This window comes from Phycisphaerales bacterium, assembly GCA_040217175.1.
GTDB lineage: Bacteria > Planctomycetota > Phycisphaerae > Phycisphaerales > UBA1924 > JAHCJI01.
In genome coordinates this window covers 266,919-289,003 of record JAVJNT010000001.1, presented here as the reverse complement: position 1 = coordinate 289,003, position 22,085 = coordinate 266,919, and the positions used below count along the sequence as shown (strand labels likewise).

20 protein-coding genes are annotated in these 22,085 nt (G+C 67.3%); 13 read left to right on the top strand and 7 right to left on the bottom strand.

Annotated elements, in window-relative coordinates; genetic code table 11:
* Nucleotides 1-34: 34 nt before the first annotated feature.
* Genes RIA68_01240 through RIA68_01215 form a run of 6 tightly spaced genes read left to right on the top strand, consistent with a single transcriptional unit; the run spans nucleotide 35 to nucleotide 5,540 of the window.
* Complete coding sequence (locus tag RIA68_01240) at nucleotides 35-364, top strand: hypothetical protein (protein MEQ8316055.1); 330 nt, start codon at nucleotides 35-37, stop codon at nucleotides 362-364.
* A gap of 52 nt (nucleotides 365-416) precedes the next feature.
* The gene (gene atpF, locus RIA68_01235) at nucleotides 417-1,037 is read left to right on the top strand and encodes a F0F1 ATP synthase subunit B (protein MEQ8316054.1); all 621 of its coding nucleotides are present in this window, start codon (nucleotides 417-419) and stop codon (nucleotides 1,035-1,037) included.
* A 43-nt stretch (nucleotides 1,038-1,080) separates the two neighbouring features.
* Nucleotides 1,081-1,728: an ATP synthase F1 subunit delta gene (atpH, locus tag RIA68_01230; GenBank protein MEQ8316053.1), complete on the top strand. Its 648-nt coding sequence runs from the start codon at nucleotides 1,081-1,083 to the stop codon at nucleotides 1,726-1,728.
* A gap of 19 nt (nucleotides 1,729-1,747) precedes the next feature.
* On the top strand, nucleotides 1,748-2,953 hold the full coding sequence (locus RIA68_01225) for a phosphoglycerate kinase (GenBank protein MEQ8316052.1): 1,206 nt from the start codon (nucleotides 1,748-1,750) through the stop codon (nucleotides 2,951-2,953).
* 54 nt (nucleotides 2,954-3,007) lie between these two features.
* Entirely contained in the window at nucleotides 3,008-4,420 is a 1,413-nt protein-coding gene (gene sthA / locus RIA68_01220; GenBank protein MEQ8316051.1) for a Si-specific NAD(P)(+) transhydrogenase, read from the top strand.
* A gap of 31 nt (nucleotides 4,421-4,451) precedes the next feature.
* Complete coding sequence (locus RIA68_01215; GenBank protein ID MEQ8316050.1) at nucleotides 4,452-5,540, top strand: AAA family ATPase; 1,089 nt, start codon at nucleotides 4,452-4,454, stop codon at nucleotides 5,538-5,540.
* On the opposite strand, the gene fliS is transcribed toward RIA68_01215, so the two are convergent.
* Complete coding sequence (fliS, locus tag RIA68_01210; GenBank protein ID MEQ8316049.1) at nucleotides 5,524-5,994, bottom strand: flagellar export chaperone FliS; 471 nt, start codon at nucleotides 5,992-5,994, stop codon at nucleotides 5,524-5,526. The two genes, RIA68_01215 and fliS, sit on opposite strands and share 17 nt — an antisense overlap.
* A 47-nt stretch (nucleotides 5,995-6,041) precedes the next feature.
* Nucleotides 6,042-8,882, bottom strand: a complete 2,841-nt coding sequence (gene fliD / locus RIA68_01205) for a flagellar filament capping protein FliD (protein ID MEQ8316048.1) — start codon at nucleotides 8,880-8,882, stop codon at nucleotides 6,042-6,044.
* 146 nt (nucleotides 8,883-9,028) lie between these two features.
* On the opposite strand from fliD, the gene RIA68_01200 reads away from it, so the two are divergent.
* Nucleotides 9,029-9,655: a hypothetical protein gene (locus RIA68_01200; protein MEQ8316047.1), complete on the top strand. Its 627-nt coding sequence runs from the start codon at nucleotides 9,029-9,031 to the stop codon at nucleotides 9,653-9,655.
* Nucleotides 9,656-9,707: 52 nt separating this feature from the next.
* Nucleotides 9,708-10,400 (top strand): DUF4230 domain-containing protein, encoded by a 693-nt coding sequence (locus tag RIA68_01195; GenBank protein MEQ8316046.1) that lies wholly within the window; start codon nucleotides 9,708-9,710, stop codon nucleotides 10,398-10,400.
* Here RIA68_01195 and RIA68_01190 read toward each other — a convergent pair.
* The 3 genes from RIA68_01190 to RIA68_01180 all read right to left on the bottom strand — a co-directional run bounded on the left by RIA68_01190 (nucleotide 10,283) and on the right by RIA68_01180 (nucleotide 14,869).
* Nucleotides 10,283-11,050 carry a hypothetical protein gene (locus RIA68_01190; GenBank protein ID MEQ8316045.1) on the bottom strand — a complete coding sequence of 256 codons (768 nt, stop codon included), beginning with the start codon at nucleotides 11,048-11,050 and terminating at the stop codon, nucleotides 10,283-10,285. The genes RIA68_01195 and RIA68_01190 overlap by 118 nt on opposite strands.
* A gap of 3 nt (nucleotides 11,051-11,053) precedes the next feature.
* Nucleotides 11,054-12,622 carry an amidophosphoribosyltransferase gene (gene purF / locus RIA68_01185; protein ID MEQ8316044.1) on the bottom strand — a complete coding sequence of 523 codons (1,569 nt, stop codon included), beginning with the start codon at nucleotides 12,620-12,622 and terminating at the stop codon, nucleotides 11,054-11,056.
* A 72-nt stretch (nucleotides 12,623-12,694) separates the two neighbouring features.
* On the bottom strand, nucleotides 12,695-14,869 hold the full coding sequence (locus RIA68_01180) for a glycosyltransferase (protein MEQ8316043.1): 2,175 nt from the start codon (nucleotides 14,867-14,869) through the stop codon (nucleotides 12,695-12,697).
* Between the two features lie 199 nt (nucleotides 14,870-15,068).
* Between RIA68_01180 and RIA68_01175 the strand changes: the two genes are divergently transcribed.
* Entirely contained in the window at nucleotides 15,069-16,358 is a 1,290-nt protein-coding gene (locus RIA68_01175) for an NADH-quinone oxidoreductase subunit D (protein MEQ8316042.1), read from the top strand.
* Between the two features lie 111 nt (nucleotides 16,359-16,469).
* Here the strand turns inward: RIA68_01175 and RIA68_01170 are convergent, their stop codons facing one another.
* A complete protein-coding gene (locus tag RIA68_01170; protein MEQ8316041.1) occupies nucleotides 16,470-17,321 on the bottom strand; it encodes a hypothetical protein in 852 nt (283 codons plus the stop codon).
* Between the two features lie 574 nt (nucleotides 17,322-17,895).
* Here RIA68_01170 and RIA68_01165 point away from each other — a divergent pair.
* The 4 genes from RIA68_01165 to tpiA all read left to right on the top strand — a co-directional run bounded on the left by RIA68_01165 (nucleotide 17,896) and on the right by tpiA (nucleotide 20,402).
* Nucleotides 17,896-18,615, top strand: a complete 720-nt coding sequence (locus tag RIA68_01165; GenBank protein MEQ8316040.1) for a hypothetical protein — start codon at nucleotides 17,896-17,898, stop codon at nucleotides 18,613-18,615.
* Nucleotides 18,612-19,133 carry a hypothetical protein gene (locus RIA68_01160; protein MEQ8316039.1) on the top strand — a complete coding sequence of 174 codons (522 nt, stop codon included), beginning with the start codon at nucleotides 18,612-18,614 and terminating at the stop codon, nucleotides 19,131-19,133. Before RIA68_01165 ends, RIA68_01160 begins: the two co-directional genes overlap by 4 nt.
* A gap of 99 nt (nucleotides 19,134-19,232) precedes the next feature.
* Nucleotides 19,233-19,613: a DUF4112 domain-containing protein gene (locus RIA68_01155; protein ID MEQ8316038.1), complete on the top strand. Its 381-nt coding sequence runs from the start codon at nucleotides 19,233-19,235 to the stop codon at nucleotides 19,611-19,613.
* 3 nt (nucleotides 19,614-19,616) lie between these two features.
* A complete protein-coding gene (gene tpiA, locus RIA68_01150) occupies nucleotides 19,617-20,402 on the top strand; it encodes a triose-phosphate isomerase (protein ID MEQ8316037.1) in 786 nt (261 codons plus the stop codon).
* A 92-nt stretch (nucleotides 20,403-20,494) separates the two neighbouring features.
* Here tpiA and ahcY read toward each other — a convergent pair whose 3' ends face one another.
* Nucleotides 20,495-22,009 carry an adenosylhomocysteinase gene (ahcY, locus tag RIA68_01145; protein MEQ8316036.1) on the bottom strand — a complete coding sequence of 505 codons (1,515 nt, stop codon included), beginning with the start codon at nucleotides 22,007-22,009 and terminating at the stop codon, nucleotides 20,495-20,497.
* Between the last annotated feature and the right edge of the window lie 76 nt (nucleotides 22,010-22,085).

Below are 22,085 nucleotides of genomic sequence, written 5' to 3'. Positions count from 1 at the left end.
CGCCGGCACCGTTCCAGAAAGGATCGCAGAAACGATGATCAAGACCTACGCCCTGGCCCTTCTGGCCCTGCTCGTGTTCGCCCCGCTGGCCATGGCCGCCCCGCAGGGCGCCGACGGCGCCGCGGCCGCCGCCGCCGCCCCCACCGCCATGGCCTACGGCCTGGCCGCCATCGGCGCCGGCATCGCCCTCATCGGCGGTGGCATCGGCATCGGCCTGGTCGGCAAGGGCGCCGTCGAGGCGATCGCCCGCCAGCCCGAGGCCGGCGGCGCCATCGGCCAGAACATGATCATCGCGGCCGGCCTGATCGAGGGTGCCACCCTGGTGGGCGCGCTCGTGGGCCTGCTGGTCGTCCTCATCAAGTAACCTGGCGCTCGCCTTCGCACCGGCACCATCGGTGCGCGCAGAGGAGGTCGCGATGCGACGTTCGCTGATTCAAAACCACTCGGCCATGCTCGCGTCGGCGGCCGTCCTCTTGCTGCCGGCCATCGCGATGGCCGCGGACGAGGCCGGCAAGAAGGGCACAGTCATCCCCGGCATCAAGCAGGGCGTCCCGATGATGGTGTCGACCTTCCTGGTCTTCGGCATCGTGTTCTTCCTGCTCTGGAAGTTCGCCTGGCCGCCCATCGTCAAGGGCCTCGAAGAGCGGGATCGCAAGATCCTCGAGGGTCTCGAAGCCTCCAAGCGCGCGTTGGCCGAGGCCGATGCGATGAAGGAGCGCTACGAGAGCCAGCTCACCGAGGCCCGCGGCGAGGCCCAGCGCATCCTCGCCGAGACCAAGGCTCGCCAGGCGGAATTCACCGCCGAGCTGCGCTCGAAGGCCGATGCCGAGCTGTCCCGCATGCGCGAGAAGGCGCAGAAGGACATCGACGCGGCCCGCCGGGTGGCGGTCAACGAGCTCTATGCCGAGGCCGCCCGCCTCGCCACGCTCATGGCCACCAAGATCCTCGAGCGAGAGGTGAGCGAGCAGGACCAGGCGCGACTCGTCGAGCAAGCGCTCAGCGAGTTCGAGTCCAGCCGCCAGGCTTCGGACAACTAACCACGATCTCCGTCAGCGGAGTCCCTTCCGGGAGAATCACGGCATGCCCCTGCTCGAAAGCCCGCCCGACGCCCTGTCGGATATCTACGCGACCAGCCTCTTCGAGGTGTGCCAGCAGGCGGGCAGAGACGCCGCGTTGAAGGAGACCCTCGACGAGCTCGAGGCCATCCTCGACATGGCGCGCACGAACCCGTCCTTCAATGAGTTTCTCGCTTCGCGCGTGTTGGGTACCGACGAGCGGGCCGAGTCGCTCAAGAAGATCTTCGAGGGCAAGGTCTCCAGCCGCACGCTCACCTTCCTGCTCGTGCTCAATGACAAGGACCGCCTCGGGCACCTGCCCGGCATGGTCCAGGCCTTCCACGACAAGGCGCAAGATGCCTTCGGCCAGCTCGAGGTCGACGTCCATACCGCCGGGCCCATCAGTTCGGCCGACCTGGACGCCATCCGAGAGCGGCTCGCCTCGGCCCTGGGCAAGGACGTCATCGCCCACCACCGCAGCGACCCCGCCATGATCGGTGGACTCAAGCTGCGGTACGGCGACCGGCTCATCGACGGCTCCATCGCTGCCCGGATGCGCCGGCTCCGCGACCAACTCGGCCACGACGGCGCCGCTCGCATCCGCGCCCGCGTGGGCGAGATGATCGACGCCCAAGCCGCCGCAGCTCCCGATTCGGACGTCCCCGACGCCTGACCCGACGAGAGTTTCTTCCATGCCAACGCGGACCATCGCCCAGACCCCCGTCGACAACATGCGGGCCCTTGTCCGCGTGGACTTCAACGTACCGATGGATGGCGGGGCGATCGCTGACGACCGCCGCATCCGCTCGGCCGTGCCCACCATCAAGAGCGTGCTCGATCGCGGCGGCAGCGTCGTGCTCATGAGCCACATGGGTCGGCCCAAGGGCGACGGCTTCGAGCCCGAGTTCTCGCTTCGGCCTGTGGCCGACCACCTGTCGAAGCTCCTGGAGTTTCCAGTCCGCTTCCCCTCGAACGACTGCGTCGACGCCGATGCAGCATCGGCCGTCGACGCGATGAAGCCCGGCGACGTCGTCCTGCTCGAGAACCTGCGCTTCCACAAGGCCGAGAAGACGGGCGACGCCGACTTTGCAGCCAAGCTCGCGGCGTACGGCGACCTCTACGTCAACGACGCCTTCGGCACCTGCCACCGGGCCGACGCGTCGATGGTTGCAGTGCCGCGCGCGATGGAGGGCAAGCCAAGGGTCGCGGGCTTGCTCGTTGAGAAGGAGATCGAGTTCTTAAGCGAGGCCGTCGCCAACCCGCGCAAGCCGATGGTCGTGATCCTGGGCGGCGCGAAGGTGTCGTCCAAGATCGGCGCCATCGAGCACCTGCTGCCCAAGTGCGACACCATGCTCATCGGCGGCGCCATGGCCTACACGTTCATGCGCGCCAAGGGTGAGCCCACGGGCACGAGCCTGGTCGAGGAGGAGCACGTCTCGACGGCGGAGCGCGCGATGGCTGCGGCGGACGCCGCGGGCGTCGAACTGCTGCTGCCCACCGACCACATGGTCGCCGACAAGTTCGACCATGGTGCCCCGACCCGCGCCGAAGATCGCATCCCCGACGACGCGGTGGCGGTCGATATCGGACCCAAGACCGCCGAGCGATACGCGCGGGCGATCGACGGGGCCAAGAGCGTGCTCTGGAACGGCCCGATGGGCATCTTTGAGTGGCCCGGAGCCGACGGCGGCACCCGGATCGTCGCCGAGGCGCTCGTTCGGGCCACCAAGGCCGGGGCGGTCACCATCGTGGGCGGCGGCGACTCGGCCGCTGCGCTGGATTCCATGGGACTATCGACCGATATCACCCACGTGTCGACCGGTGGCGGAGCCTCCGTGGAGATGCTCGAAGGCAAAAAGTTCGAGGCCATCGAGGTCCTCGACAAGACAAGCGGTTGAATCGTCAGACGGGCGCGGACGCTCCCCGATGGCGGCATCGGGAGCACGGAAGCCATGGCGACCTACGACCTCTGCGTCATCGGAAGTGGACCGGCCGGCCAGCGGGCTGCCATCCAGTCGGCAAAGCTCGGCAAACGCGTCTGCGTCGTGGAACGCCTCCGCGAGGTCGGCGGTGTTGCGGTCAATACCGGCACCATTCCCAGCAAGGCACTACGCGAGGCCATCCTCGGAACCAGCGGCAATCAGAGCTTGCTGCCCACCGAGAGCGACTTCATGGCCGCCCGCAGCCAGTCCTTTGCGGGGCTGCTCGATGCCGCCAACAAGGTCATCCGCCACGAGGTCGGCAAGGTTGCCGGCCACTTTGCGTCCAACGGCATCGATGTCGCGTACGGCGAAGCTTCGTTCCTCGACCCGCACACGATCCGGGTTGCAGGAACCAGCGTCTCGGAGGTCAAGGCTGACAAGTTCCTGATCGCCGTCGGCGCGAGTCCGGCCCGGCCCGAAGACATCCCCTTCGACGGCCAGAACGTCATCACCAGCGATGAACTGATGCAGCTCGAGTACCTGCCCGCCACCATGATCGTCATCGGAGGCGGCGTGATCGGTACCGAGTACGCCTCGATGCTCACCGCCCTGGGCGTGCGAGTCACGCTCATCGAGGGTCGACGCGAGTTGCTCGGCTTCGTCGACGAGGAAATTACCGAAGCGCTGCAGTTCCACCTCCGCAAGCGGGGCATGACGCTCCGATTGGGCGAGAAGGCCGTGAAGATCACGGTCATCGATCCGCCTGATCTTGCCCGCAGCGGCAACAAGCAGATGGCCGAGGTGTACCTCGAAAGCGGTAAGACGATCCGGGCCGACTGCCTGCTGTATTGCGTCGGCCGCCAGGGCGCGACCGAAGCGCTCAATCTGCAGGCCGCCGGGCTCAGCGCCGACAAGCGCGGCCGCATCGAGGTCAACGAGCACTACCAGACCGCCGTCGAGCACATCTACGCTGCCGGCGACGTGGTGGGCTTTCCGGCCCTGGCCAGCACGAGCATGGAACAGGGCCGCCATGCCGCCTGCCACATGTTCGAAGTGCGTCTGCCCGAGCAATCCGGAACCCTGCCCTACGGCGTCTACTCCATCCCCGAGATCTCGATGGTCGGCAAGACCGAGAAGGAGCTGACCGAAGAGAACATCCCCTTCGAGTCGGGCGTCGCCCAGTACGACGAGATCGCCCGCGGCCAGCTCCTGGGCGACGAACTGGGCATGCTCAAGCTGTTGATCCACCAGGAGACCCAGCACATCCTGGGCGTCCACGTCATCGGCGCCGGTGCCACCGAGATCGTCCACATCGGCCAGGCCGTCATGGCCCTGGGCGGCACGCTCGACTACTTCGTCCACACCGTCTTCAACTACCCGACGCTGGCCGAGTGCTACAAGGTCGCCGCCCTCAACGGCCGCAACCGGCTGCGCAGCACCTGACCCAACGGCCGCGGCCTAGCCTCGACTTGGCATGGCCAAACGCACCCGCAAAGCCGCAACGCGAGAGCCTGACCCGCTGCCCGAGCGGGCGTTGGCCGCTGGCTCGCTCGACGACCTACTGGGCCAGGGCGAAGCCGTCGCGTTCCTCCGCAAGACCCTCGTCGCCGACCGTGTGCCGCACGCATGGATGTTCCAGGGCCCGCCGGGCGTGGGCAAGCGCACGCTGGCGCTGGCCTTCGCCGCCGCGCTCCTGACTCCCGACGCGGGCCCCGATCGCGACGAGGCGCAGGAACTCCTCCAAGGCGGCGCCCATCCGGATCTCACGCTGATCTCCAAGGAACTGGCTAGCTACAGCGAAGACGCCGAACTGCGCAAGAAGAAGCAGCGCACGATCTCCATCGACGTGCTCAAGGAATTCTTCGACCCAGCCGTCGCCCGCACCTCATCCCTGCCCGGCGGGCAGGCCGCGAAGGTCTGCATCATCGACGAGGCGCACCTGCTCGCGCGTGAAGGCCAAAACCACCTGCTCAAGACGCTCGAAGAGCCGCCGCCGCGCACCGTCATCATCCTGGTTGCCGACCGTCCACACGACCTGCTCCCCACGATCCACAGTCGCTGCCAACGTTTACGCCTCGGACCGGTCGATACCAATGCGATGCGAGCCTGGCTCGACCGCCAAGGCGCCATCGGCGACGCTGAACGCTCGACCGTTCTCCATCTGGCCGACGGCTCACCAGGCATGGCCGAGCTTATGTTGAACACCGGCGTCGTTGCCTGGCCCGACCGGCTCGTGCCGCTGGCCAAGGCCGCTGCCGCGGGCAACGACGATGGCTCGCTCGCCGACGCCTGCGCCAAGCTCGCCTCCGAGTGGTCCGAGGCCTGGGTGAAGGCCCACCCCGCGGCGAGCAAGGACGCCGCCAACCGCACCGCCCACGGCCTGGCGCTCGGCGTCATCGCCACGTGGGCTCGGCGGGAGCTGCGCAACGGCACGCTCGGCCCCGAAGCGCTCGAGGCCATCGCCGCATGCTCGAGCCTGCTCGCGCGAGACGTGCAACCAAGGTTTGCGTACGAAGTGCTCGCCGAGCGAATGGCCGAATCGGCCGCTATGCCTGCACGCTGAGCGACGAAGGCCGTGACTCGACGTTCGACGCGGATGTCGCTGCCGCAGATTGGCCGGTGTCCTGACCGCTCGCCTTGTCCTGCTTCACGCGGTCCATCGCCAGCTTCCAGGTCTCGCGTTCGAACTCCAGCAGCTCGATCACGGCTTGCACGCGTTCAGGATCCTTGTCCATGCTCGCCTGCGTAAGTTCGCCGAACATGAACATGAACAGGCTCGTCACGCGGTCGCACAGGTCCGGATCGACCTTCCGATCGACGCCCACCGCCAATTCGGTGATGATGGCACGGCACTGGCTGATGCCCTCGTAGCTCTGCTCGAAGTTCTTGTCGATCAGGCCCTGCTTGCCCTGCAGGCCGAAGCGGATGGCTCCATCCAGGAGCAGCAGGCGCAACTCGGCGGGCGAGGCGCTCATCACCTGGGATCGCAGGTAAGACATGGCCGATTCAGTAGGCATGACTCTCCAATCGGCTGAAGGCCCGGGAGGGTTCAGCAGAAACTCGTTTATCCCGTCAAGGATGCCAGCGCGGCTTGCTGGGCCTGGAAGTTGCTGATGATCGTCTCGAGCGACGCAAACTCGCGCTGGAGCTGAGTCTGCCTGGTGGCCAGCTTCTGATCGAAGAACTCGATGCGGTCTTCCTGCAGCCGAACCTGGTTCTCGAGCGCCTGGCCCCGAGCCGTCAGCACGCCGTCCACCGAGTCGATGTACGTGCGGCTCAGCTCTTCGACCCGGGCAAACACGCCCAGGGCCGAGAACGTCTCGCGGGCCAATGGATCGGTGACGGTAATGCCCTCACCGAGCGTCCGCGTGCCACCCGACTGGTCGATGTCGCGCTTGATCAGCAGGTCCTCGACGGCCTGCGGATCGGTTTCGATGGCGTCCTGGAGCACGTCCTTGTCGAGCTCGAGCCGTCCGCCTTCGCCCACGGTGATGCCCACCTGGCTGAGGTTGCTGTAGCGGCCGGATACGTTGAGCGGCCCGCCGAGGATGGTGCTCATCATCGCGTTCTTGAGGTTCAAGAGCGTGCTGTCGCCCAGCAGCGGCCCACGGGCCTCGGTCTCTTCGTCGAAGCGGCTCTGGAAGTCGATGCGATCCAGCGTTTCGTTGAACGCACCTACGAATTCTTCGATCTTGCTTTCGAGCTCGCCGCGATCCGACGCCACGTTGATCGTGACGGCCTCGTCGCTGGCAGACTGCAGGTTGAGCGTCAGGCCCTCGAAGACGTCCGTCACCGTGTTGGACGAACTGGTGAACAGCACTGCCTGGGCCGGATCGGTTGAGCCGAAGAACGCCTTGGCGTCAAGGCCCTCCTGCAGCTTGGTCAGCCCCAGGTCGAACCCGCCGGTGTCGATCAGCGTCCGGCCGGCCACGCCCGCGTCGCGCGCACTCAGGCTCAGGCGGAACGGGTTGGCGCCCACGCCCTCGTTGAGGATGGACGCCGTCACGCCCACGCCAGCCTCGTTGATCTTCGTCATCACGTCGCGCAACGAGTCGTCGGCCTCGAACTCGATCCGCGTCTCATAGCTGCCCACGATGCGGTTGTCGCCCGCATCCTCCGCCTCTCCGTCGAGCCGCAGCGACGCGGCAACCTGCCCCGAGAGATCCTCGATCAGCAGCTTCGACGCCCCTCCAGCCGCATCCTCAACGACGAAGCCATCGCCGTTGTCGTTGATGCGGATCGAGACGTCGTCGCCCGCGATGGCCGAATTGACCGTCCGGATGAGGTCCGAGACAGTACGAATATCGCCATCGATCTCGACCTCGGTCGCGGTTCCGGTCGAGTCGATGATGCGGAACGTGCCCGTACCGATGCCGTCGCCGTTGTTCAGGTCCGACACGAGCGTATTCAGGCCCACGTACTGTCGCTGGATGCGATCGCCCGTGAAGACGTCCTGGGCGACACCGCCCGTGCCCGTGCTGATCCCGAGGGCAACCGCGGTGTCACTCGGGCCGCCCGACCCCACGACCGAGAGGTTGCCGATCCCGCCCGATACGTCGGTAAAGGTGAGCCCGGTACCCATCTCGTCGAGCCCGACGGTGATCTTGGTCGGATCGATCTGGTCCTGAAGCTGCGTCAACAGGCCATTCACGTCGGTATCGAAGTCGGAGATCGTGACGTTGAAGACGCTGCCGTCGCGAGCACGCACCTGCAGGATGCCGTCGCCCAGGTCGTCGGCCGCGCCACGCAAGCCCGACAGCAGCGTGCTGTTCATGCCCGCCAGCACCACGTCGCCCGCAACCGAACCCACCGTCGTGCCAGCGGAAAAGCCCAGGTCTTCCATCGCGCTACCGAGCAATCCCGTGCCGTCGGCGACCTCGATGGTGTTCAGCCCGAGCGAGTCGACGAGGTCGAAGCCATCGCCGTCGGCGTTGATCTCCGCCGTCACGCCGGTGCCACTGAGCGCATCGTTGATGCGCGTCAGCGCGTCGCCGACGGTCGCCGCCTTGCCCTCGATGAGCTCGCCTTCCGTGTCGTAGAGCGCACCAAGCCGGATCGACCGCGCATCCCCGTTCACCGAGATGGTGAAGTCGGCCGTCTGGCCAATGATCTCGTTGGCGAACACGCCGCGTCCGTCGTTGAGGACCGACAGGGCCGTCGTCTCGGACAGGCCGTACACGTTCGTCCCGACCAGATCCGCACTCAGCACGGTGCCGCCCGTGGCGAGCCCGAGCGACTCGGCAACCTCGGCCGAGCCCGCGTTCGTCACCGTGATGTCGCTGCCCAAGCCCGAGCCGGCCGTCAGTACGAAGCTACCACCTCGCACCGAGGCGGTGACGTCCAAGTCGGCGGCGTTGATGGCGTCGAGCACCTCGCTGACCGTGGCGACCTTCGAGAGGTCGATCTCGGCCGAGGTCGTCCCATCATCGATGCGGATCTTGCCGCGGGTGATGCCGTTGCCGCCGTTCAGGTCGGCCAACGCCGTATCAGAGTCCAGCCGCGCCTCGGCCCCCTCGAACGTGAACGCGTCGGCCCCCACCGGCACGTCGTCGGCCGACGAGAAGCCCCGCGTCAGCCACTGCTCGGCACTCACGAGTCGGTCGACCAGGAAGGTGTACGACCCCGCGGCGGCCCCGGCGGACGCCGTCGCTGTCAGGATCGACTCGTCGCTGCTCGTGGCCTTCTTGGCGTCGAAGACCGGCTGCGTGCGCAGACCACTCACGATGCTGCGCAGGTTCTGCAGGCGAGAGTTGATGTCCAGGTACGCCGACTGCTGTACCTTGATGGAGCTCAGCCGCTGCTGCGCCAAGATCCTGGGCCGCGCTTCCAAGGAGAGCAGCTGCTGGATGATCGATGCCGTGTCCAGACCGCTGGCCAGCCCGATGCCCGACGTGATGCCACCCATCGCAGACCTCCTTGCCCGCCGAGGGACCCTCCCCCCGCTGCCACCAACAGGCCTATCGGCCCGAAGGAAGCCCAAAATCGAGCCCAAATCCCCTCGGGGCTCCGAGCCGGCCGGATCGACCCGCAGATCAAGCCGATAATGGATCCGTGACACGCAATCGCAAGGCCAATCTGCTGTACGTCGGGGGTGGAGCCGTCCTTGGGTTATCGGCCCTCGTCGGCCTGTACCTGGCCGCCTTCTCCATCGAGAACCTCGTCTGGCCCATGCTCCTGTTCGAGCCAGTGCTGCTCGGCTGCGGCATCGGCCTCGTCCTCGTCGGCCTGGGATACCAGCGCGACGGGCTGCCGATGACCCTTGCCACAATCGCCGGATGCGCTGCCATCGCCGGATTCCTGAGCACCGTCGCCGGCCGCAACACGCTGGGCTCCACGCTGCTGGTTCCCATGCTCGGCGGTCGCCTGCTCATCGCGGCGGCCCTGGGCGTGTGGGCGATCGTCCTGGTGCTCGGCCCAAGAGCATCGGCGTGGCGGCGGGTCGCCCTGGGTGCCCTGCTGCTCTTGGTCGGCGGCGGATTGGCCTCGCTTTCGTTTATCGGGCCTGCAAAGCCGCTCCGGGAATCCTTGGTCGCCGCCGGCGGTTTCGTCTCGAGTGCGGTGGCCCTCGTGGTGTTCATCGTGTTCGTGGTGCTTGTCGCCGCGGGCGTGCACCTGATGGTCCGGCCGTTCGAGATGGCCCTGGACGCAGAAAAGTCCGAGAAGCCCGCCGCCTCCTAAAGCGGTCCGCCGGTCGCCGCAACCGGCGGACCGCCAATCCCAAGGAAGAAGCATGGGAATCCTCGAAATCCTCGGTCTCGTCGTCGTGACCTTCGTCGCGGGCGGTCTTCTCGCCGCCGCAGTGCTGCTCGTCTGGCGTCATCGCGCGAGCCGCCGGCGCAGCGACGCCGAACCGCCGAAGGTCGACCAGACGATCGTGCTGGCCGAGCGTGTGCGGTCCGTTGGTAGGCTGGTCGGGCTCGAAGTGATGGTGAAGGAGATCGCCACGGCCTCGCGCGGATTCCAGTGGATGCCCCCGCTGCTGCTGAGCCAGGCCAAGGTCGCGATGATCTTCCACTTCGAGAAGCAGTACTCGATCGACCTGACCCGCATCGAGCACACCGACATCGAGCAGATCGGCGTCAACCGCTACCGCGTGACGCTGCCGGAGATCGACGGCGTGCTGCGGCTCTCGGACGTCACACCGTACGACATCCAGCACGGCCGGGTGCTGGGCCTGTTCGACGTCATCCCAATGACCGCCGAGCGCCAGACCGAGCTCATGACCGCCGCCCAGCGCGACGCCGCGAAGCTGTACGAGAGCAAGGAGCCCAAGTACCTTGCCGAAGCGAAGCGCAGCGTGGCACGTCACTTGTCGTCGCTGCTCGAGCTCTTCGACGTCAAGGTCGAGGTCGTCTGGGCTGACGACGCCGAGGATGCCGCCGAGCCCGTGCTCGAGCCGGTCGAGGTCGGCGCAAAGGCGTAGCCGCACTCAGGGCACAAACTCGAGCCGGACTGCACCGGATAGGCGCAGTGCGGGCATTTCCCGCGCCGTCCCCGTCGCCACCGCACGGCATAGACCGCCGCGTACCAGACCGCCAGCATCACGCCGCCATACACCAGCATGTTCGCGATGAACCCGGGCCACAGGGGCCGCCATGGAAAGGCGTGCTGCGCGTTGCGCACCGTGACGTGCGCGAGCCCCGTGTGCGTGCGATTGGGCCTGTGGTTGACGTTGTAGACCGTCCGGCCCCACAGCCCGCGGAACGGCCAGCCGGCCTTGATCCCCCGTGCAGTCTGCGGGTCCTGGGCGTCTGCAGCCCTCAGCCAACGCGGCCGTGGATCTCCGTCGCCGATCGGGATGAGCTGGCTGCGGTCCTTGTCCAGCGCGTCCGCGGCCCACGTCGGCATGGGCCCGGTCACCGACATGAGCGAGTAGCCGGGCCGCTCGACGGTAAAAACATAGATCGTCAGGTCATCGGCCAGGTCGTAGCGGGTGCTGGTGCGCGCCGAGTGCTGGCCGCCGTCGGGCGTCAGCACGGCCACGACCGACGACGCAACCCCCACGCACGCCCCCAGCAGCCCGAACACGACCACGGGCAGCAGCACGGCCGGGCGTGTCGCTCGGCCGGCCACGGGTCACCGATCCTGTCCGTTGCCGCCGGGCGAGGGCGTCAGGTCGAACATCCGCTCCTGCTGGGGCTCGACGAACTGATCGGTGGTGGGATGGGTCACGTCGATGCGATAGTCGCCGCTCCAACATGCCGTGCAATACCGATCGGGCTCGTGCCTGGCACAGCTCAACAACCCATCGAGCGAGAGGAAGTGCAAGCTGTCGACGCCCAGGTACTCGCGGATGTCCTCGACGCTGCGGCCGTTGGCGATCAGCTGGTCGCGGGTTGCGAAGTCGACGCCGAAGTAGCACGGGTGACGGATGGGCGGACAACTGATGCGCAGGTGTACTTCCGCGGCGCCGGCTTCGTAGATCTGTCGCATCTTCAGTCGCGTCGTGGTGCCTCGCACGACCGAGTCATCGACCACGACCACCCGCTTGCCGCGCACGAGCTCGGCGATGACGTTGAGCTTCAGCCGAACGGCGATTTCGCGTTCGTGCTGGGTGGGCTTGATGAACGTCCGTCCCACGTACCGGTTGGGCACGATGGCCTCGCGGTACGGAATGCCACTGGCCCGCGCGTAGCCGTTCGCGGCGCTGCGGCCCGAGTCGGGCATGGGCATCACGTAGTCGGCCGGCGCCTCGCGGAGGATCGGGTCCTCCTTCCACAGGGCGGCGCCCAGGCTCTCGCGGAACACCTGCACGTTCTGGCCGAACACATCGCTGGCCGGGCTGGCGAAGTACACGTGCTCGAAGACGCACAGGGCCGAGGGGCTCGCCGAGGGCGCAAACCGGCGGCTGTGCACGCCCGAGTCGTCCAGCGTGACGATCTCGCCGGGCTCGACCTCGCGCACGAGCGTGGCGCCGATGACGTCGAGTGCCACCGTCTCGCTGGCCACCACGGGCGAGCCGTCTTCCATCTGGCCCAGCACCAGCGGTCGCCAGCCCCAAGGGTCGCGGGCCGCCTCGATCCGATCCTCGAACAGGATCACCAGCGAGTAGGCGCCCTGCAAGCGCCGGAGCGTGGCCGCCAGCGGATCGGGCGTCCGCTGCTGCTGCGGCGCGGCCAGCAGGTGGATGATGACCTCGGTGTCGCTCGAGGTATGAAAGATGTGCCCGTTCTCGCCGAAGGCGTGCCGGAGGGCGCTCGCGTTCACGAGGTTGCCGTTGTGGGCGACGGCGACGCGCCCTTGGGCGGTGGTCTGCACTAACGGCTGGGCGTTCGTCGCCAGGCTGGCGCCGGTGGTGCTATAGCGATTGTGCCCGATCGCCGCGCGTGGGTTGGCGTCGGCCAGCGTCGCGAGCACCCGAGGCGGGAAGACCTCGGGCACCAGCCCCATGCCCGTGTGCCCGCTAATGCCGGCCTCGCCGCTGACCGCGACGCCCGCCGACTCCTGCCCTCGGTGCTGCAGCGCGTAGAGGGCGGTGTACGTGGTATGGACCGGCCGAGCATGGCCATGCGCCCCGGCCCAGATGCCGAAGACCGCGCACTTCTCTTTCTTTTCCCAATCGTCCGTCTCCGAGACGGGCCGGGGCGGCGCGTTGTTCAAGACCGGCAGCGGAAGGGAGCGGGCATCGGCGGCGTTCTGGGGCATGCGCGGTCCCGGGGGAGGTCAAGCGTGCGGCGGACGAACGAACCAGCAGAGTCTAGCAGCGCACCGCCCCGATCAGTCCATCGCGCCAACGCCCAGCGTGCGGAGCACCAGGCTCTTGAGCGGGCGGTGCAGGGGCGTTCGCTTGAACGCCGCATTGATGCGATCGATCGCCTGGTACCGCGGGTTGCGCAGGTACACCGACTCGTGCTGTCGAAGCTCCCCGGCCAGGATCCGAAGCGCGATCTCTGGATGCTCGGCGAGCCGCGGGTGCCGCTGGGTGATGAGCGCCCTAAACCGCACCAGGTTCGGCTCGCCGATCTCGTGTCGCATCGACTCCTGCCGCTGGCGGTAGTAGATCAGTCGCTCGGGGACGATCTCGCAGCGGTAGCCCTTGCTCGCCAGGGCGCAGTAGAAGTCCCAGTCCTCGTAGCTGGTCAGCCAGGCGTCGTAGCCGCCCACCGCCTCGATGGCGTCCTTCTCAATCAGCGCCACGCAGCACGAGCAGACGTTGGCCGCCGGCAGCATGTCACGCTCCAGGCCCAGCGGCAGCCAGACCCACGGGGCGTCCTCGTGCGTGCCAGGCGGATCGGGGAACGCCGCCACGATCGACGTCACCATCGCCAGCGGCCGGCTCGACGTGCTCGGCTGCCGGGCGGCGTGCAGCGTCTTGGCGACGAAGGTCGGGTGCAGCAGGTCGTCGGCGTCGAGCGGCACGACCCACTGCGCGCGTGCGGCGGCGATGCCTGCGTTCCGGGCGTCGCCCAGCCCGCCGTTGCGCTTGCGGACCACGCGCACCGACTCGTCGCGATCGAGCTGGTCGATCATGGCGATGCCGGCCGGGTCGGTCGAGCCATCGTCAACGACGATGATCTCGGTGTTGGCGTGCGTCTGGGCCTTGGCGCTCTCAAGCGTCTGGGGCAGCCAGCGGGCCATGTTGTAGAAGGGGATGATGATGGAGGCGTCGGGCGTCGTCGTGCCGTTGCTGGTGACCGACGCTGCGTTATCGAAATCGACGGTCTTTTCCATGCGCTCGCGCGCGATGGCGATGGCGGCGCTCGTCTCGCGCACGATCCGGCCCGGCTCGCACGCCGTCGCGACGCATTCGGGCGCCGTCGCCTTGACCTTCTCCCGCAGGTCGCCGTCGGTCAGCGTCCGGCGGAGCGCGGCCTTCAGGCTCTCGATGCTGCCGCTCTCGAAGAGCAGGCCGCTGACGCCGTCCTCGATCTGCTCGCTCATGCCGCCGGCGTTCGACCCGACCACGAGCTTGCCGAGCGCGAGGGCCTCCAGGCACACGTTGGGATAGTTCTCCCACAGCGACGGGAAGCAGCAGGCCGTCGCGCCGCGGATGGCCGGGCCGAGCTCGGCCCTCGGGCGGGGCGGGTCGAAGCGGAAGCGCTCAGCGTGGGCGCGACTGGCCAGCTTCTCGAGGTGCCGCCGCATCGAACCGCAGGCCGGCCCGGTCATGGTGTCGCCGCCGATGAAGCGGACGTCGAAGTCCAGCCCCTCGTCCATGAGCTGCTGGGCCGCGGGCACGAGCAGGTGCACGCCCTTGCGCCGCTCGGCACGGCCGTAGAAGAGGATGGTCGGCCGCTCGTACGTCTCGGCCGGACCCTTGCCCAGCTCCTCGACGCTGGCCATGTCGAAGGCGTAGGGCACGACGAAGCCCGGCTTGCGGTCGTCCGCGACGTCGGGGCCGTACCGAGATCGAACCCGTTCGAGCAGGCTGGTGCAGGGCGACACGAGCGCGTCGGCGTCCCGCAGGGCCTGGCCCTCGATCGCCAGGATCAGGGCCGTCTCGCGGTCGAGCATCGCGTCGGCGTTCAGCTCGATGCAGTCGGCCAGCGGCGTGTGCAGGCGGATGGCCATGACGGCGCCGTCGTAGGCGCCCAGCGTCCGCCGGGCCTTGAGCGCCAGCCAGCCCTCGCCGCCGAAGTCGGGGAACTCGACGTAGTCGAACCGGTGCTTCGCGTGGAGCTCGCTCAGCTTCTCGTGCACGGCCATCGAGTGCTGCTCGAGGTGGCAGCGGAAGCCGTCGAGCGTGCACTGGCCGGCCTCGATGTCGACCGCGTGGAATCGGACGCCCCGGTGGCTCTTGGGCCCATCTTCGAGCATGCCCGGGTGCGGCTCGCTCAGCACGTGGACCTCGTGCCCCGCGGCAGCCCAGGCCCGGGCCATCAGGGAGACGTAGACCCCGATCCCGGCGCCCCAGAAGGGCGCGACCTCTCGGCTGACAAGGCAGATTCGCATGCGGCGGTGGCTCTCGCGATTCGGGATCGTGCGCCAGTTTGGCTTTGGGGCGTGGGCAGGCTCGACGCGGGACACCCCATCGTAGCTCGCGGCCCCGCCAAAGCCCCACCAGCGGCGTCTATCATCGCACGCTTGAGGGGCCAGCAGAGCCGCCACGAGCCATTCCGAGCCAGCTTGCCACGACCCACGCGGAGCACCCATGCCCTACACCATGCGACCGGACGAGGGCTACGGCCTGGACGTCGAATCCACCGGCTACCTGGCCGACCGACCCGACACGGGCGACCGCTGGACGCTCAACTTCGGTCCCCAGCACCCGGCAACGCATACGACCCTCAGATTAGTCCTCGAGCTCGACGGCGAGCGCGTCGCCCGCTGCACGCCCCACATCGGCTACCTCCACAGCGGCTTCGAGAAGCTTGGCGAGGCCCTGGACTACAACCAGTACGTGACCATCGTGTCGCGGATGAACTACCTCAGCCCCATCGCCAACGACATCGCCTGGCACAACGCCGTTGAAACGCTCTTCGGCATCGAGATCACGCCGCGCTGCAAGGTCCTCCGCACGATCCTCGCCGAGCTGGCGCGCATCCAGGACCACCTGCTGTGCGTCGGCGCTGCGGCCCTCGACCTCGGGGCCATCACCGGCTTCCTTTACAGTTTTAACCCGCGCGAGAAGATCTACGACATCATGGACTTCGTCAGCGGCCAGCGGTACCACCCCGACTGGACGCGCGTCGGCGGCGCCATGCAGGACCTGCCCGACCAGGAAACGTTCCAGCGCATGGTCAAGGCCTTCTGCCACGAGGACTGCCTCGTCGCCATCAAGGACCTCGAGACCCTCGTCGAGCGCAACCGCATCTTCATGGACCGCACCCGCGACATCGGCATCCTCTCCAAGGAAGACGCCATCGCGTGGAGCATCACCGGCCCCATGGCCCGCTCGTCGGGCGTCGCGCGCGACCTCAGGAAGGACGCGCCCTACCTCTGCTTCGCCGACAACTGGGACGGCCAGGGCGCCGAGGCCGTGCGCTTCCAGGTGCCCGTTGCCGACCAGGGCGACGTCTACACCCGCTTCCTCGTGCGCGTCGAGGAGATTAAACAAAGCGTCAAGATCATCGACCAGCTCATCGACGACATCCCCGGCGGCTCGATCAACGCCTTCACCGACTCGAAGATGGTCAAGCCGCCCAAGAACGAGGTCTACGGCTCGATCGAGGGCCTCATCCAGCACTTCGAGCTCATCATGAGCAACCGCGGCTGGAAGCCGCCGGTCGCCGAGGCCTACGCCGCCCAGGAGACGGCCAACGGCGAGCTTGGCTACTTCATCGTGAGCGACGGCGGCCCCCGCCCCTGGCGCGCCCGCACCCGCCCGCCGACCTTCATGAACTACCAGATCATGGCGCTCATGACCGAGGGCCACATGCTGGCGGACGTGGTGGCGATCCTGGGCAGCATTAATGTTGTGGCGGCCGAGCTCGACCGCTAGCGCGGGGCACCAGGCATCGGGCATCAGGCAGCGGGTATGAGAAAAGCGGGCCTCTTGCCCGCTTCATGGTGCGTCTCGCGCATCTTCCAGACGCCCGATGCCCCTCCTCCCCTACGCCGCCTTCTGCTCGCCGCCGGGCGTGTCCGGCCCGCCCGTCGGCGCGGTCCCGCCCGTCACGGTCGCGGTCTGCTCTTGGTTGTTGCCAACGCCGAACCGCACGTTGAACTCCGCCGCGTCGCCGCGCTCGCTGGTGCGGAAGGCGGTGATGCGGTACGTGGCCGTGTTCAGGCCGGGGGGCAGCGTCTGGTCGACGAACTCGCGCTCGCCGGCGATCAGGATGATCGGGAAGCCGCCCGCCGCGTTGTCCTGGCGGCGGACCTCGTAGCTCACGCCGCCGGCGGTGCCGCCCTGGGCGCCGGGGTTGTCGCACTTGAAGCGCACGCGGAGCGCCCCACTCACGAGGATCTGGGTCTCGAACTCGTACGGCTGGCCGGGCGCGGGCGTCGGCGCGGGGTCGGCCGGCTCGGGGATCTGCGCCAGGGCGTAGACGCTGGGGTCGCCGCTGGCCTTGGCGAAGGCCTTGATGGTCGCGACCAGGCTCGTGCCCAGCTCGCGCATCGCGTCGGCGTCGTTGTGGAAATCCTGGGTCGCGGCCTTGCTCTCGTTGCGCTTCTGGTTGGCGTTCGAGAGCGAATTCGAGGCCGTCTGGGTAAGTCCGGTAAGGCTCGTGACCTGGGCCGAACTCAAGCCGATCTGCTCGGCGTTGGCGGTCCAGGTCGACAGGCGCTGCGTGAACCAGGTGATGGCGGCGGAACGGCCGGGGGGGACGGTCGACATGATCGTGGTCCTGTTCGCGGCGGGCCCGCGCTCGTGCACGCGGCCCTCGATGTTCGTGCCGGCGGCGGCCCATCCGTCGCCACCGATGTTGTCGTCACGATCCGCGCGACGCTCGCGTTGCGCCATGCCGCATGCGCGGCAAAAGCGGCCCAAACCGCCCGCACAACCCGCACGACCGTGACAGGCCGAACGCTCGAAGGGCAGCCTGCGTCCCAGAACCGCACGTCACCACTCAACGCCGCGTGGCGCAACGTCCACAAACCCAACCCCGATGCTCCAACAGGGATCGTTGATGGCATGTTTGGAGTCCCGGATGGAGCATTAGGCAACGTAGAGAGAGCATCAGGCATCCCAGATGGAACGTTCAGAATCCCAGATGCAGCATCAGGCATCCCAGATAGCGCCTCAGACATCGCAAGTAGCGCGTTCGGGGTCCCGGGTAGAGGATCGGGAGCCCTAAATGGCGCGTCCAAGGCCGCGGCTCGAGCTCGTAATGCCCTTGCAACGCGCGACCGGGTCCGGTATGCTCTGCCCAAAAAAGCGAACTCAATGGCGCTCTGTAGATTACCGGCGCACAGGCCTTGGATCGTGGGGCTGGCGCGGCCGTGCACCCTTTCAGATCCGTGGTTCTGTACGTCATCGAATCGTACCTAGACTCTTCGCGGCATCATGTGTGTAGTAGGTTGGAAGGAGGCCTGCCATGGATCCGCAGCCCACGGCCGACAAGATTCACTGGATTCTGGAGCAAATGCCACATTTGTATCGTGTGGCTTTCGCGGCGCGATCTGCGTCTCGCGTCGCGAACTTCGCCAACGTTAGCGATGTTGTGCCGAGCACAGCACATTCGGAAGCGACTCGGGGCTTGCGCTATGCGATTCAGGTTGCACGAGGGTCCGCCCATCGCGACGACACCCAAGTCTGGTTCGATCGATTGCAGTCTGCGTCTGTCGGAGCACCGTCGGAGGACCCTGGCTTCGCAGCGCTCTACGCGATGTACTTCGCAGCCATCGCAGCATCATCACAGTCAGACGCCTCGGCTGGACTAGCCGCCAATACTTCATCGCTTGCAACTACGGCTAACCTGTATGCAAACTTTGATCACCCTGGACATTACAGATGTGAACTGGCAGATGCACTCCTGTTGGAATCACACGCCGCGCGAGCTGGAGCTGATGACGGCACTCCGATTGATCCAGCCGCTTTAGGTCCGCTTTGGCCAAATGGCGAGCCAGACGGCTGGCCCGAGCCAGTACCGCCACCGGGCTTTCGCCTCGCCATCGATCCTGGCGACGCCGACCAGGGCATCTTGCAAGAAGTCTTCGAAGCTCTCTCCGAGTTGCACGAAGTCCACACCGGCTACGCGCTGACATACACCGTCGATGGCGCGCTCGTGCGCGCCGAGGCAGGAGTGCCGGCATGACCCCTTTTGAGCCGATTGGCCCCATTCTCGACCTGATCGGCAAGCTCAGCGCAAGTCCGATCCGAGTCACGAAGAACGCGAGGATTGTCGCCGAGTACCTCGCCGTGAGCTTCGCAACCGGGGTCGCCGATGCCTGCAGGCTGGGCATCGCCAAGCCGCTGACCGAATTGCGCGACTGCAAGCTCAAGAAGATGCAGGCCATCGACCTTGCCCAAGCCGCCGAAGCCCACAACGCCGCAAGGCTTAAGGCGGCGGAAGCCGAACGCACCTACGCCGAAGCACGCAAGCTCGACGCCGAGTCTCGCGAGATCGACGCCAAAATCCGAGCCATCGACGGGGAACTCGAAGTCAAACGCCTCGATTTCGAAGGCGAAGCCGCCGAGAAAAAGCGCCTCGCCGCCGAGCGGAAGCTCGAACTCGCCGTCGCCAAACTCCGTGCCCGGGGCGGAGAGCTGTATCTCGAACCCCCCGCAGACCCGGGCGGGCAACCCGAGACCGACGCAGGTTCGCCCGACTGAGGCCCGTGTGCTCACGCACGCGGCTCGCACGGAGGCACCGGCGTGAACCATCGCTCATCGCGCCCCCCGCCACCCGGCGACGCTCCGTAGCCTTGCACGATGCCCGTGAAAGACTCCCACAGCGCCGCCCGCGCCCTCGAGCGCGTCCGCACCGTCTCCCGCTGGATGGACACGCGCTATCGCGTGCCGGGGACCGAGTACCGCTTCGGCCTCGACCCCATCATCAGCCTGCTGCCGGTCGTCGGCGACACGGCCTCGCTCGTGATCAGCCTGTATCCAATCTTGGAGGCCAGCCGGGCGGGCGTGCGGCGGCGGGTGCTCGTCAAGATGCTCGCGAACCTGGGGCTCGACTGGCTGGTCGGGCTGGTCCCCGTCGTCGGCGTGATCCCCGACGCGTGGTACAAGGCGAACACGCGGAACCTGAGGCTGCTCGAGAAGGAACTCGGCGAACACGAATCGGCCAGCGGCGCATACGGTTGACCCATGAGCACCCCCACCGGCACGAAGCGCCGCCCCTTCATCGGCGGCAACTGGAAGATGAACACGACGAGGGGCCAGGCCCTCGAGCTGGCCGCCGACGTCGGCCGGGCGGTGAGCGACGTGGGGGGGAGCGGGGCGCAGGTCGCCATCTACCCGCCCTTCGTGTGGCTCGAGACCATCCGCTCGAGCGTGGGCGCGACCGGGCTGCTGCTGGGCGCCCAGGACTGCTCGCCCCACGGCAACGGGGCGTTTACCGGCGACGTCTCGCTCGAGATGCTCAAGGAGTGCGGCGTGAGCACCGTGCTCATCGGCCACAGCGAGCGGCGGCACGGGCTGAAGGAACCCGAGGAACGCATCGCCGCCAAGCTCAAGGCCGTGCTGGGCGCGGGATTGACGGCCGTCCTGTGCATCGGCGAGACGCTCAAGGAGCGCGAGTCGGGCCGGACCGACGAAGTGAACGAGGCCCAGCTCCGCTCGGCCCTCGCGGGCACCAACATCGTCCGCAACGATCTGCTGGTCATCGCCTACGAGCCCGTCTGGGCCATCGGCACCGGCAAGACCGCGAGCGCGAGCGACGCCCAGGCCGCCCACGAGCGCATCCGCTCGGTCCTCGGCACCGTGCTGGGGGGCAGCGCGGCCGACGCGATCCGAGTCATCTACGGCGGCTCGATGAAGCCGGGCAACGCCGAAGAACTGATGGGCCAGCCCGACATCGACGGCGGCCTCATCGGCGGCGCATCCCTGAAGGCCGACGACTTCCTCGCCATCGTCAACGCCGCAAAGGCATAAGAAAACCGCGTGCACAGGCACGCGGTCCTCCCTGCTTTGTCAACGACGCGAGAGCGAGTGTCGGCCCGGAGGGCCGTACGGAGCGCTCAAGCTTAATAACGATAGTGATCGGGCTTGTACGGGCCCTCGACCGGAACGCCCAGGTACTCGGCCTGGTCCTGGCTCATCTTCGTGAGCTTCACGCCCAGCTTGTCCAGGTGCAAACGCGCGACCATCTCGTCGAGGTGCTTGGGCAGCACGTAGACCTTGTTCTCGTAGTTCTCGAGGTTCTCGTGCAGCTCGATCTGGGCGATCACCTGGTTGGTGAAGCTCGCGCTCATCACGAAGCTGGGGTGGCCGGTGGCGCAGCCGAGGTTCAGCAGGCGGCCCTCGGCGAGCACGAGGATGCTCTTGTCCATGCTCTTGAAGAAGAACTCGTCGTACTGCGGGCGGATGTTGCGACGCTCGACGTCGCCGTCGCGCATCAGCTTCTCCATCTGGATCTCGTTATCGAAGTGCCCGATGTTGCCGACGATGGCCTTGTCCTTCATCCGCTTCATGTGCTCGAGCGTGATGATGTCCTTGTTGCCGGTCGTCGTGATGAAGATGTCGGCGGTCTCGATGAAGTCCTCGAGGGTCTTGACCTCCAGGCCCTCCATCGACGCCTGCAAGGCGCAGATCGGGTCGATCTCGGTGACGATCACGCGGCAGCCCTGGCCGCGCAGGCTCTGCACGCAGCCCTTGCCCACGTCGCCGTAGCCGCAGACGACCGCGACCTTGCCGCTGAGCATGACGTCGGTGGCGCGGTTGAGCCCGTCGATCAGGCTGTGGCGGCAGCCGTAGACGTTGTCGAACTTGCTCTTGGTGACGCTGTCGTTGACGTTGATGGCGGGGAAGGGCAGCGAGCCCTTCTCGGCGAACTGGTAGAGGCGGTGGACGCCCGTGGTGGTCTCCTCGCTGACGCCCTTGACCTCGGGGGTCACCTTGCTGAACCAGCCGGGGCTGGAGTCAATCGTGTCCCGGATGGTATTGAGGATGTGCTTGTACTCCTCCGGGTCCTTGTCCTCGTTGAAGGCGGGGACGCTGCCGGCCTTCTCGAACTCCTGGCCCTTGAGAAGCAGCAGCGTGGCGTCGCCGCCGTCGTCGACGATCTGGTCGGGACCGCTGCCGTCGGGCCAGGTCAGCATCTGCTTGGTGCACCACCAGTACTCGGCCAGCGTCTCGCCCTTCCAGGCGAAGACGGGCGTGCCGGCGGGGTTCTCGGGGGTGCCGCCGTCCTCGGGGCGACCAACCACGACCGCGGCGGCCGCGTTGTCGGCCGTGCTGAAGATGTTGCACGAGCACCAGCGGACGTCGGCGCCGAGCTCGACGAGCGTCTCGATCAGCACGGCGGTCTGCACCGTCATGTGCAGGCTGCCGGCGACCTTGACGCCCTTGAGCGGCTTCTTGCTGCCGTACTTCTCACGCAGCGCGATCAAGCCGGGCATCTCGTCCTCGGCCAGGCGGATCTCCTTGCGGCCGCTCTCGGCGAGGTTCAGGTCCTTGACCTTGTACTGCAGTTGGCCCCGGCCCGTCTCGGCCACGTCGGTGGTCAGCGTCGTCATGTTGGTGTTCCTCTTCGTTGCCATCTGGCGTTGTCTTAGGTTCGATGTTGGTTGTGAATTCCACACGACCCCCGGCCTCCCGGGGCCCGATCGTTACTCA